We start from the raw sequence: 12,032 nt of genomic DNA on the forward strand, positions 1-12,032 counted from the left end.
TGGCATCCCCGCGCGCGGCGGGTGCACGGCGCCGGCGGCCCGGCGCCGTGCCCGCCGGGCTCAGCGGTTGCCGCTGGCGATGCCCGGGGAGTCGTCGTCGGTCTGCGCTCCGGCGAGTACGGGTTCCGGCACCGTGACCGAGGCGCCGCGGCGCCGGAGGGCCGCCAGCACGACCCCCGGGCGGAAGAGGTGGGTCGGCGGTTCGAGCAGCATCACCACGCTGAAGAACGCCTTGCCCGCCACGGGGTTCACCAGCGCCTCCGCGCTGACGCGCTTGACGTACCAGTCCAGCATCCGCTCCAGGGCGTTGGGGCGGCCGCCGCCGACCGTCGTCGGGTAGCGGCGGTCCTCGCTCGTGGCCATGGTCCAGGGGTTGCGGATCGTACGCGCGACCATCTTCTGCGCCTTGCGGGTCATCCCCTTCCCCGCACCGTGCCTGGCCAGCAGCTTGCGCAGGGCGAGCCCCTCGAAGCAGGCCACCGACATGCCCTGCCCGTAGACCGGGTTGAAGGTGCACGCGGCGTCGCCGAGCACCAGGAAGCCGTCGGGGCGCCGGCTGAGCTTCTCGTAGTAGCGCCGCCGGTTCTGCGTGTTGCGGAAGCCGAACACGTTGGTGGCGGGCTCCGCGTTCTCGATCATCTTGTGGATCATGGGGCTGCGCAGTTCCTTCGCGAACTGCGTCCACTCGTCGGACTCCGTCGGCGGCTCGTAGCCGCGCAGCCCGCCGAGGGCGACCAGCCAGCGGTTGTCCTCCACGGGTATGAGGAGCCCGAAGCGCGGGGTGGAGAGCACCGGCTGGATCATCACGACATTGAACGACTCCTTCTCCGACTCCGGCGTACGGTGCAGCAGCCGCGAGGCGTACGCCATCCCGGAGTCGATCAGCTCCTCCTTCGGCTCCGGATACCCCAGCTCCCGGAGCCAGCGCGGTGCGTTGGAACCGCGCCCGCTCGCGTCGACCACCAGGGGAGCTGTCAGCTCCTCCGGCTCGCCGCCCTTCTCCTGCGCGACGACGCCGCGCACCGCGTCCTGGGAGCAGAGCAGCGCGGAGACCGTGATGCCGTGGCGGATGCTGATGCGCGGGCTCTTGAGGACCCGGGCGCGCACGATCCAGTCGAGCATCGGCCGCGTGCAGGTGAGGAAGGAGCCCGCGCTGCCGCGGATGGCGGTGCCGCGGTCGTTCCAGCCGGCGTAGTCCAGCCAGAGCAGTTCGGCGGGCAGCTTCGTACGGGTCGCACCGGCCTCGACGAGTTCGTCGATGATGCCGGGAAGCAGCTCTTCGAGGGCCCGCTGGCCGCCCTCCATGAACGCGTGCGCGTGCCGGCCCTGGGGCACGCCGGGCCGGAAGTCGGGACCGGTGGGCTCCCGGTCCCGTTCCAGCACGGTGACTTCGTCCATCACCTCGGAAAGGGCCCACGCGGCGAGCATGCCGGTCAGCCCTCCGCCGATGACGATGGCGCGCCCGCCCCTCGCTCCGGTGGATATGTCAGTCATCCGATTCTCTCCCCTGCGTTCCGAGTTCAGGTTTCTGCCGACCTGTGGGCACGCCTCATGACGGAAAGACGGCCTGTCTCCCTCGGCTCCGGGCCGTCGTCTCAGGTCCAGCGGCCGGTGCCGAAGGTCTCCTCGCTGTTGAGCATCCGGTTGCGCAGTTGGGGCCGGCGGACCTTCCAGGTCCCGGTCCGCGGGAAGTCCTCCCACGGGATGACCCGTGGCTTGTCGAGCTCGGGCAGGTCCGCGGTGGCCCGCCGCCACTCCTGCGGGTCGAGGGGGGAGCCGTCGTAGGTGCTGATCACGGGGAGGGGCAGCCCGTTCGGGTTGCCCAGGACGATGGCCTCGGTGACCGCGTCGAGGCGCTCGATCAGCAGGCTCTCCAGTTCGAGGCTGCTCATCCCGGGGATGCTGTCGACCTCGCGGTCGAGGATCTCCAGGCTGCCTGAGCGGGTGTGGACGCCGATGTCCCCGGTGTTCCACCAGCCGTCCCAGTCCTTCTCGCGGTGCCGCTCGGGCTCGCCGAGATAGGTGAGGCAGCGGCCCTTGGTGCGGATGAGCACGAGCCCCCGCTGGCCGCGCCGCTTGGGCTTGCGCGTCTCGGGGTCGACGACCCGGATACGGGTGACGAAGGGGATGGGGCGGCCGACGTTGTTGGTGATCGGCCCGCCGCGGCTGCCCTCGGAGCGCATCACCTTGCGCTTCGGGTAGACGGCCAGGGTCGCCGGCCCGATCTCACTCTGGCCCCAGCTCTGCCCCCACACCGCGCCGCGGCGCTTGGTGGCCGCCATGAAGGCGCGGACGGTGCTGGGGTGGATGGCGTCGAAGGTGCTGAGGTAGGCCCGGATGTTCGTGAACAGCTCCGGGTTCGTCCGGATCAGGTGCTCCCACAACTGGTAGATGTTGGGGCAGGCTTCCAGCGTCGTCGGATGGTGCTTGCTCAGCGTCTCCACGACCGTCGAGGGGTCCGCCTGGCTCAGCACCACGGCCTTGGCCGGCGGCAGCGCGAACTGGGCGAAGGTCCAGGTGACCGCGCGCGAGTGCACGAAGGCGATGCACGAGGCGATGGTGTCGTCGGGGCGCGTGGAGAGGAAGGGGATCCGCAGGGTCTCCAGCTTGGAGAGCACCCCGAGGAGCGTGTTCGCGGAGTGCGCGACGAACTTGGGCACGCCGGTGGTCCCGGAGGTGTGCGTGCACAGCATCGGCTCGCTGTTGTCCACGATGTCCGGCTGCGGGACGTCCGCACCGGCGAACTCGGCCAGCGGCGTCACTCCGGACGGACTGTCCGGCGCGCCGTCGACGCAGACCACCCGGGTGGATTTGTCCACCAGCTTGATGCCCGCGCGGTCCGCGGCGCCGAGCACGTCACCGGAGGCGACCAGCAGCTTCGGTTCGAGCCGCGGCATCATCCGGGCCAGCGTCTCCGAGTCGAACGTCGAGGTGATCATGGCCGGCAGGGCGCCGATCCTGGCCACCGCGGCGGCCAGCACGATGGTGTCGAGGTGGTTGTTCTTGACCAGGGCGACCCGGTCACCGCGACGCAGCCCGGCCGCCTTCAGCCGTCCCGACATGTCGGCCACCAGATTCGCCAGCGACGTGGCGTCGTGGGTCCTGGTGTCCGGCGCGATGGAGAACGGTATGTCCAGGTGCCACTCCGGCGCCGGAGCGCCGGCGTAGTGCTCGAAAAGCAGCCCGATGTTCTTGGGACGTGGGTTCTTTGGCATCGCGGAATCCCGCTTCGTAGAGGAAACGTGGGCTTGGGCCGGCACGTGGTGCCGGGGCGGCGGCGCGGGTGGGGCGTACGGCGCCCCACCCGCGCCGCCGGGCACCGCGGTTCCCCAGGGAGCCGGGCGGCGCGGTGAGCGGCCGTACGAGGTGGTGCTACTGCTTCTGCGCAGCCAAGGAGGCGTCGGTGTCGGTGCCGGTGGCGGCCGGCGCCGGGGCCAGGTCCTCCCCCTCCCTGATGCCGAAGCGGGTGTGCAGCGCCTTGAGGGGCTTGGGTGCCCACCAGTTGGCGCTGCCCATGAGCTTCATGAACGCGGGCAGCAGGCCGCCCCGGATGAGCGTGGCGTCCATGACGATCGCCAGTGCCATGCCGATGCCGATGGCCTTCATGTAGCTGATGCCCGAGGTGAGCAGGACCAGGAAGACCAGCGAGAGCAGCAGCGCGGCGTAGGTCACCACCTTGCCGACCCGCTCCAGGCCGGAGGCGACCGCCAGCTCGTTGTCACCGGTGCGGTCGTACTCCTCCTTGATGCGGGAGATCATGAAGACTTCGTAGTCCATGGACAAGGCGAAGGCCATGGCGAAGATCATGATCGGCGCCGTCCAGGTGATGCCGCCGGTTTCGACGAAGTCGCCGACCAGCCACATCAGGTTGCCGTCCTGGAAGATGAACACCAGCGCGCCGAAGGTGGCGGTGAGGCTGAGCGCGGTGAGCACCATCGCCTTGAGCGGCAGCAGGATGCTCCCGGTCAGCAGGAACAGCAGGATGAACATGATCACGAAGAGGATGGCGCCGGCGATCGGCAGCCGGTCCACGAGCGTGTCGAACGTGTCCGTGCTCACGGCCGCCTGCCCGCCGACCTGTACGTCGAACGGCGCCTTCTCCGCCCGGACGTCCTCGACCAGGTCGGTGCCGGCGTCCGAGTACGGGTCCGCGGCGGGGATCATCGAGAAGTACACGCCGTCGTCCACGGCGAACCGGGCGGACGCCGGGCCGGGTTCGGCGGCGAGCTGCCCGTCCTCGTACGTGCCGGTGAGGGTGTCCACCCGGGTGGCGCCGGGCAGTTGGGACAGCCGCTTGGCGTAGTCGTCGATCTCGCCGGTCTGCTGGTCCGGTGCGCCGGTGTTCGTGGCGACGATCTGGACCGGCTGCTGCTCGCGCGAGTCGAAGTCCTCGCGCAGCACCGTGGCGACCTCGGCGGACTGGGCGTCCGTGGCGAGCACGCTCTCGTCCGGGAGCCGCAGGTTCATGTTGAGTGCGGGCAGGCCGAGGGGGACGACGATGGCGAGGACCAGCACGGTCACCGCGATGGGGCGGCGCATCACGCCGGTCGCCAGCTTGTGCCAGGAACCGCCGCCGTCCTCGGACGGGTCGGACTTGCGCCGGATCAGACGCCACTTCTCGATCCGCGGGCCGAGCCACTTCAGCAGCCCCGGCAGGAGGATCACCGTGAGGAACGCGGCCAGCAGCGAGGTGACGATGCAGCCGATGGCCAGCGACCTCATCATGGTGAACGGCAGCGCGAGCAGCCCCAGGAAGGCGGCGGCGACGGTGAACGCCGAGAACAGCACCGTCCGTCCCGCGGTGTGCAGGGTGGTGCTGATCGCCTCCGGGATCTCCTTGCCCCGGCGCAGTTCCTCGCGGTACCGGGTGACGAAGAGCAGGCTGTAGTCGATGCCGAGGCCGATGCCCAGGAACGTGGTCGTGTTGACCACCACGTTGGAGGTGTCGGTGAGGAACGTGATGCCGAACAGCACGCCCATCGACGTCAGCATCGCGCATATCGCCACGGAGAGCGGCAGCAGAGCGGCCACGACGCCGCCGAAGATGATGATGAGAACGAGAAGCACGAGCGGGAAGACCATGAATTCGGCCTTGGTCGCGTCCTCGGCGGCCTTGGTGGTGTTCTCCAGCCACATCATGGCGGAGCCGCCGGTGGTCACCTCAAGGCCGTCCACCTTGCCGGTGTAGTCCTCGTCCAGCTTCTCCACCCGGTCGATGACGTCGTCGAAGTCACCGGTGATCCGACCGAGGACGAGGGCCTGTTCGCCCGACTCCCCGCGCAGCGCGGGGGCCTGCTCGGAAGACCAGTAGGACACCACGTTGGTGACGTCCGCTTCGTCCGCCAGCTTCTCGGTGAGCCGGCCGCCGGCCGCCGCCACCTCCGGGTCGTCCACGCCGCGGGCGTCCTCGACGACGAGCGCGAGGTTGGGCTCCCCCTGCTCGAACGTCTTCTCCAGTTCCTGGGCCGCCTTGTACGACTCGGTGCCGGTGGACTCGTATCCGCCCATGGTCAGCCGGTCCTGCAGCCCCGCCGAAGCGCCACCGAAGAGGAAGACGACCAGTAAGGTCAGTCCCACCACCTTCTTCGGTGACGTGAGCGCCATGCGCGTCAGTCGATCAAACATCACTTACCTTTCGCATCATCAACTCCGCCACGGGAACTACCCGGAGAGCTTCCGGTCCACCCAGTCCCGGACGATGGCGTAGCTGTCGGTGGCATTTCGGTGAACGTTCAATGAATGACCCGCGCCCGGGATGACGTGTGCCTCCAGCTCCGACTCCGCCGCGTAGAAGTCCGCCTCAAAGGCGAGTACGGCTTCGCCTGTTGCCGCGAAATCCACGTCCGCACTACTGAACAAGGCGTCATGCTCTCCCACCACCAACAAGACCGGGACCTTGACCGCACGGGAATGTTCGGGCAGATAGGTCTGTGGCAGGCTCTCACCCTCGCCGATGGTGGCGGTGGACTTGATCTTTTCGTTATGGGCGGAGAGCTCCGGGTCCATGCCGTCCGCGTGCTCCAGCATCCGGGCGCGCAGACCCGGGCGTTGGGTCATGTACCACTGCGGAAGGGAGGCGTCGTTCAGGACGGGGTCCTGGGAGCCCGGGTGGAAGAAGTTGATCACCTCGTCGTAGAGCGGCGAGGTCGTGTGCAGCATGCCGGTGACCACGAGCGCGTCGATGTCGGCGTGCGCGGCGGCCTCCATGATGGCGATGCCCGCGCCGTAGGAGTGGCCGACCGAGACGATCTTGCTGAAGGAGTGCCCGGCGGGGGTGCCGGAACGGAGCTGCTGCACCACGTGATGGATGGTCTCGACGTGGCTGTCCGCGTGGAGTTGTGGCGCCGGGGGCCTGCTGCTCGCTCCCGTTCCCACCCGGTCAAGCAGCAACACCGCGTATCCGGCTCGGAGCATATGGTCACAGTAGTCGTACTCGCCCGGCACCTGCCAGTAGCGCCTGTCGTAGGTGAGACCGGGCAGCAGCACCTGGACGGTGTCGGCGCCGCCCTCGGGTATGACGAGCTGAGCGCTCAGTACCCATTCGTTCTCGGGGTCGGCACTCGTCCGGATACGGAAGGTCAGGTCCTCGGTAATGTGGCCGGTTTCCGGTGCCTCACCCGACGTCGTATCCGGCGCTTTGTCTGTGGATTGAGTCGACATCAGCTACTCCTTGTTTTCCGGTTGGAGGGCGAAGAGATCGCCCGGTCGTCCGCTCCAGGAGCGGTCTCGGCCCGGTGCGGGGCGCGCGGGGGGTCGGCGGATACGTGTCCGCGCGGCCCGCGCACCGCGGACCTGAGCACGCGCGGGCGGAACACCGCGGTCGGTGCGGCCAGGAGCTGGGCGAGCTCCAGCACCACCCGGGCCGCGTCGTGGTCCGTCGGCGCGGCGGCGCCGACGCGGTCGACGTAGCGCATGCCGAGCCGGGTCGGCAGATCGGGCGGGCTCGCCTCGGCGGCCCAGGGGTAGTGCAGGTCGATGGCCGTGGCCAACTGCCACGCGACGGCGACCTGCTTGGACAGGGCGCGGCGGAGCCGCTGGGTGCCGCCGGCCGTCCCGCGGCTCTCCAGCATCCTGTCGAGGAGCAGCGCGCTCTGCACCGCGACGGACATCCCCTGTCCGTACGAGGGGTTGAAGGCCGCCAGCGCGTCGCCGATCACCAGGAAGCGGTCGGGCCAGCGGCGCAGCTTCTCGAAGTGGCGCCACCGGTTCTCGGTGCGGCCCGAGCCGTACACCGGGCCGACCGGGGTCGCGTCCTTGATGGCCTCGTACACCACGGGGTGGCGGAGTGACTTGGCGCCTTCCAGCATCCCTTCGTGGTCCGTGGGCGGGCGGTTGCCGCCGCTGGCGGAGACCGAGACCATCCAGCGCCCGTCCTCGATGGGATTGAGGATGCCCTGCCTGGGGTTCTCGGGGGTGGCGAGCAGCAGGATGCACTTCCAGTCGGCCGCGTGGCCGACGGGAGGCTCGTAGACGGTGGTGCCGTAGGCGGTCTTGGCGTCCACGACGCTCTCGGCGGGCTTGTCGTAGCCCAGTTCGCCGAGCCACTGCGGTGCGCGGGACTTGCGTCCGGCCGCGTCGACGACGAACTCCGCGGCCATCGGCTCCGGTTCGCCCCAGCCGCCCTTGGCGTCCTTGTCCTTGGCGCGTACGCGGACGCCGCTGACCGAGTCGCCGGGGCCGCCCTGCAGGCCGACCACCTCGTGCTCCTGGAGGAAGGTGACCTTCGGCTCCGCCCGCAGCCGGTCGCGGACGACCGCGTCGACGATGTCGCGGGTGCCCGTCATCATCGTCATGCCGGTCTCGAACCGGGGTATCCAGCCGCCCGGGGCGAGCATGAGCATGTCCTCGGGCACCCGGACCGACACCATCTGCGCGTCGAGAAGCTCCTGCTGGATCCCGGGAAACAGTGTGCCCAGGCCCTGGTGCCCGGCGGCCATGAGGTTGTGCGCGTGCCGCGACTGCGCGACTCCCGGACGCCACTGCGCGTCGCTCGGCAGCCGGTCCCGCTCGATGACGGTGACCCGCTCCATGTGACGGGCCAGTACGGCGGCGGCGGTGAGCCCGGCGAGGCTGGAGCCGATCACGATGGCGTGGCCGGCACCGTCCCACGTGCCGCTCAGGTTCCTACTCATCTGCCTCACCTTCCGCGCTGCTTCGTGGAGGAGCCGTGTCGTGGTAGTGCGGCCGCGAGGGCCTCCAGGGTTCCGGGCAGGCCGTCGGCCACGGTGGGGTGGGCCGGGGCCCAGCCGAGGTCCGCGCGTGCGCGGCGGTTGGACACGCGGTACGACGTCATGAGCGAGGCGGCCACCGGGCGGCCCAGTGCCAGGGAGGCGGCGAATCCCGGCACCCCCGACACCCGTGAGACGCCCATCTCGCGGGCGATGGTGCGGGTGAACTCGGCGAGCGGCAGCGGTTCGTCGTCGACCAGGTTGTAGCCGCTGCCGGCCGGCGCCCGGTCCAGCGCGGCCAGGTAGCCGGCGGCCAGGTCGGACAGGTGGACGCAACTCCAGTAGTTCCGGCCGTCGCCGGGGCGGCGCAGCCGGCCGGCGCGCCCCTGGTCGTAGAACGCGGCCTTGAAATTGCCGCCGGGGCCGTAGACGAAGCCGGCGTAGAGCACCACGGAATCGAGGCCCTGCGCCGTCAGGGCGCGCAGTCGGGCGGCGCCGTCCGCGTGGCCGGCGCCCAGCGGCGCGGGGGTGTGCGGGGTGGACTCGTCGATCCACTCGGCGCCGTGGTCGCCGTACACAAACGTTCCGGCGGCGTACAGCAGCCGGTTGCCGGCCTTCAGGCAGGCATGGGCCAGGGCGTCGGACATCACCCGGTCCGCCTCGCGCATCACGGCGAGCGTGGTCTTGGACATCCTGCCGCTGAAGCGGATCTGGGCCGCGTGCACCACGGCGTCCACGTCGTCCACGAGCGGCACGTACGTCTCCGGGCGCAGCATGTCGCCGGTGTGCAGCCGGGCGCCGGCCTCGGCGAGGTCCCCGGCCCTGGACGTGTCGCGTACCAGCGCCGTCACCTCGCGGCCCGCGGCGAGCAGCGCCCGGGTCACCGCGCCGCCGATGAAGCCGGTCGCGCCGGTGACCAGGACGCGCTGCGGCGGCCCGCTCACAGGTACTCCACCGTCGGGCCCGCGGGCAGCCGGCGACGGCAGTCCAGGACGTAGGGGGCGTGCTCGACGACCAGTTCGTAGTCGAACGAGGAGTGATCGGTGATCAGCAGCACGGCGTCGGCCTGCTCGATCTCCTCGGGGACCAGCTCGGCCCGCATCACCCGGTCGTCGATGGCGATCGGCTCGACCACGTGCGGATCCACCGCACGCACCTTCGCGCCCATCCGCAGCATGGCCTCGATGACCCGCACCGCAGGTGACTCCCGGGCGTCGCCCGTGTCCGGCTTGTACGCGAGTCCCAGCACCAGGACCCGGGCGCCGTTGACCGACATCCGCCGCTCGTTGAGCGCGGAGATCAGCCGCTGGACGACGTAGCCGGGCATGTGGTCGTTGACGTCGTTGGCCAGCTCCACGAAGCGGAAGCGCTGCCCCAGGGCCCTGTTGACGCGCCAGGACAGATAGACCGGGTCCACCGGCAGGCAGTGGCCGCCGACTCCGGGACCCGGGGTGAACCGCATGAAGCCGAACGGCTTGGTCGAGGCCGTGTCGATGGCCTCCCACACATCGATCCCGAGTTCGCGGGCGAAGATCGCCAGCTCGTTCACCAGGGCGATGTTGACGTGGCGAAAGGTGTTCTCCACCAGCTTGGTCAGCTCGGCGACCCGGGTGGAGCCGACCGGGACGGTGTTCTCGATGAGCCCGCCGTAGAAGTCGTCGACGGCCGCCAGCGACTTCTCGTTCACTCCGGAGACGACCTTGGGCGTACGGTCCAGGGTCCAGGTGCGGTTGCCCGGGTCGATCCGTTCCGGGCTGTAGCCGAGCTGGAAGTCCTCGCCCGCGGTCAGCCCCGAACTCTCTTCGAGGATGGGGGCGACCAGTTCCTCGGTGGTCCCGGGGTACGTGGTGGACTCCAGCACGACGGTGGCGCCCCGGCGCAGGAAGCGTCCCACCATGCCCGTCGCCGACTCGATGTGCCGGAGGTCGGGCGCCCCCTCCCGCAGCGGGGTGGGGACGCTGATGACCGCGACGTCGAACCCGTCGATCTGCTTCTCGTCGGTGGTGGGCCGGTAGTTGCCCGACGCCAGCGCACTCGCGAGCCGTTCCGGTGCGATGTCCTCGACGAAGGACTCGCCGGCGCACAGCCTCTTGACCCGCTCCTCACTGACGTCGAAACCGACGACCGTGTTGCCCGCTTCTGCAGCCAGCATGGCGAGCGGGAGACCGACGTAGCCCTGGCCCATGATGACGATCTTCTTCATCGCCTGGTCCGTTCTCTGGTGGCGGTTGAGGTGACGGTCCGCTCAGGTCCAGCGGCCGGAGCCGTACGTGGCCTGGGAGCCGAGCACTTGCTGGCGCAGGTCGAACCGCCGGACCTTCCAGGTGCCGGTGCGGGGGAACTCGTCCCAGTCGATGATCTTCGGCTCGGCGAGCTCGGGAAGTCCCTCCGTGGCCTCGCTCCACTCCTCCTTGCCGAGCGTGCCGCCGGACAGGCTGATCACCGGGACCGGCAGGCCGCCGGGGTTGCCGAGCACGATCACCTCGGTGGACCGCTGCAGCCGCTCCAGCAGGATGCTCTCCAGCTCGATGCCGCTCGTCCCCGGGATGACGTCCACCTCGCGGTCGAGGATCCGCAGCAGCCCGGTGCGGGACCGCACGCCGATGTCGCCGGTGTTCCACCACCCGTCCCACTTCTTCTCCTGGTGCCGCTCGTCCTCGCCGAGGTAGGTGAGGCACAGGCCCTTGGTGCGCACCAGGACGAGCCCCTGCTTCCCGCGGGCCACCGGCTTGCGGGTCTCCGGGTCGGCCAGCCGGATCCGGGTGACGAACGGAACGGGCCTGCCCACGTTGCTGGTCACCGGGTTCAGCGCGCCCGCGTTCTTGCGGATCTTGTTCCGCGAGTAGAGCGCCATCGCCACCGGGCCCGTCTCGCTCTGGCCCCACACCTGACCCCACACGGGCCGGCTCCGGCGGCTGGCCTCCATGAACTTGCGCACCGTGGAGGGGTGGATGGCGTCGAAGGTGTTGAGGTACGCCCGGATCTGGCTGAACGCCTCCGGGTCGCTCTCGGTGAGCGGCTCCCAGCGCTGGTAGAGGTTGGGGCAGGTCTCCAGGACCGTGGGCCGGTGCTTCTTCAGCGTCTCGGCGACGAGCTCCGGTTCCGAGCCGCCGAGGACGACCACCTTCTTGGGCGGCCGGGCGAGCTGGGCGTACGTCCAGGTGATGGCCCGCCCGTGGACGAAGGCGATGCACGAGGCGAACACGTCGTCCTTGCCCACCGCGAGGCCCGGTATGGGCAGCGTCTCCAGCTTGGTCAGGACGCCGATCAGGGTGTTGGCCGAGTGCGCGACCAGCTTGGGCACGCCGGTGGTGCCCGAGGTGTGCGTGCAGATCATGGGCTCGTCGTCGGCGCGCAGATCCATCGGCGGTACGTCGGCCCCGGCGAGGTCCGCGAGGGCGAGCGATCCCGGCGAGAGCGAGGTGTCGCCCTCGATCGCGACCACCTGGGTCTTCTCGCCGGTCATCGTCACACCCGCGGCCGCCCCGGCGGCGAGCACCGAGTCCGAGGCGATGAAGACGCGGGGGTCGAAGCGCTCCATCATGGTGGCGAGCGTCGCGGGCGCGACGGACGTGGAGATCATCGCCGGGAGCGCGCCGATACGGGCGGCCGCGGCCGCCAGCAGCACGACGTCGTGGTGGTTCTCCTTGACGATGGCCAGCCGGTCACCCCGCCGCAGGCCCGCCTCGCGGAGCCGCCCGGACATGTCGGCCACCAGCCGCGCCAGCCCCGAGACGTCGTACTCCCGGCCGCCGTCGGGCGCGATGTCGAAGGGACGGTCGAGGCTCCACTGCGGCGTCTCCGCGCCGGCGTAGGACTCGAGCAGGCCGCCGAGGTTCTTCGGACGTGGTGCTTTCTTCATGA

Annotated in this window: 8 protein-coding genes; all 8 read right to left on the bottom strand. The window is 70.2% G+C overall.

The genetic code is table 11. The features are described from left to right. Window positions 1-60: 60 nt before the first annotated feature. Window positions 61-1,494 (bottom strand): FAD-dependent oxidoreductase, encoded by a 1,434-nt coding sequence (locus CXR04_RS26535; RefSeq protein WP_101424762.1) that lies wholly within the window; start codon window positions 1,492-1,494, stop codon window positions 61-63. Window positions 1,495-1,595: 101 nt separating this feature from the next. Further along, the gene (locus CXR04_RS26540; RefSeq protein WP_101424763.1) at window positions 1,596-3,215 is read right to left on the bottom strand and encodes a class I adenylate-forming enzyme family protein; all 1,620 of its coding nucleotides are present in this window, start codon (window positions 3,213-3,215) and stop codon (window positions 1,596-1,598) included. Between the two features lie 157 nt (window positions 3,216-3,372). Continuing rightward, window positions 3,373-5,604 carry an MMPL family transporter gene (locus tag CXR04_RS26545; protein WP_159072399.1) on the bottom strand — a complete coding sequence of 744 codons (2,232 nt, stop codon included), beginning with the start codon at window positions 5,602-5,604 and terminating at the stop codon, window positions 3,373-3,375. Between the two features lie 57 nt (window positions 5,605-5,661). Next, on the bottom strand, window positions 5,662-6,660 hold the full coding sequence (locus CXR04_RS26550; RefSeq protein ID WP_101424765.1) for an alpha/beta hydrolase: 999 nt from the start codon (window positions 6,658-6,660) through the stop codon (window positions 5,662-5,664). Next, the gene (locus CXR04_RS26555; protein WP_101424766.1) at window positions 6,660-8,132 is read right to left on the bottom strand and encodes an NAD(P)/FAD-dependent oxidoreductase; all 1,473 of its coding nucleotides are present in this window, start codon (window positions 8,130-8,132) and stop codon (window positions 6,660-6,662) included. Before CXR04_RS26555 ends, CXR04_RS26550 begins: the two co-directional genes overlap by 1 nt. A gap of 5 nt (window positions 8,133-8,137) precedes the next feature. Continuing rightward, window positions 8,138-9,112, bottom strand: a complete 975-nt coding sequence (locus tag CXR04_RS26560) for an NAD-dependent epimerase/dehydratase family protein (RefSeq protein WP_159072400.1) — start codon at window positions 9,110-9,112, stop codon at window positions 8,138-8,140. Continuing rightward, window positions 9,109-10,371 (bottom strand): nucleotide sugar dehydrogenase, encoded by a 1,263-nt coding sequence (locus tag CXR04_RS26565; RefSeq protein WP_101424767.1) that lies wholly within the window; start codon window positions 10,369-10,371, stop codon window positions 9,109-9,111. Before CXR04_RS26565 ends, CXR04_RS26560 begins: the two co-directional genes overlap by 4 nt. A gap of 42 nt (window positions 10,372-10,413) precedes the next feature. Next, complete coding sequence (locus CXR04_RS26570; RefSeq protein ID WP_101424768.1) at window positions 10,414-12,030, bottom strand: class I adenylate-forming enzyme family protein; 1,617 nt, start codon at window positions 12,028-12,030, stop codon at window positions 10,414-10,416. Window positions 12,031-12,032: the final 2 nt, after the last annotated feature.

Origin of the sequence: Streptomyces sp. CMB-StM0423 (genome assembly GCF_002847285.1) — a bacterium.
GTDB lineage: Bacteria > Actinomycetota > Actinomycetes > Streptomycetales > Streptomycetaceae > Streptomyces.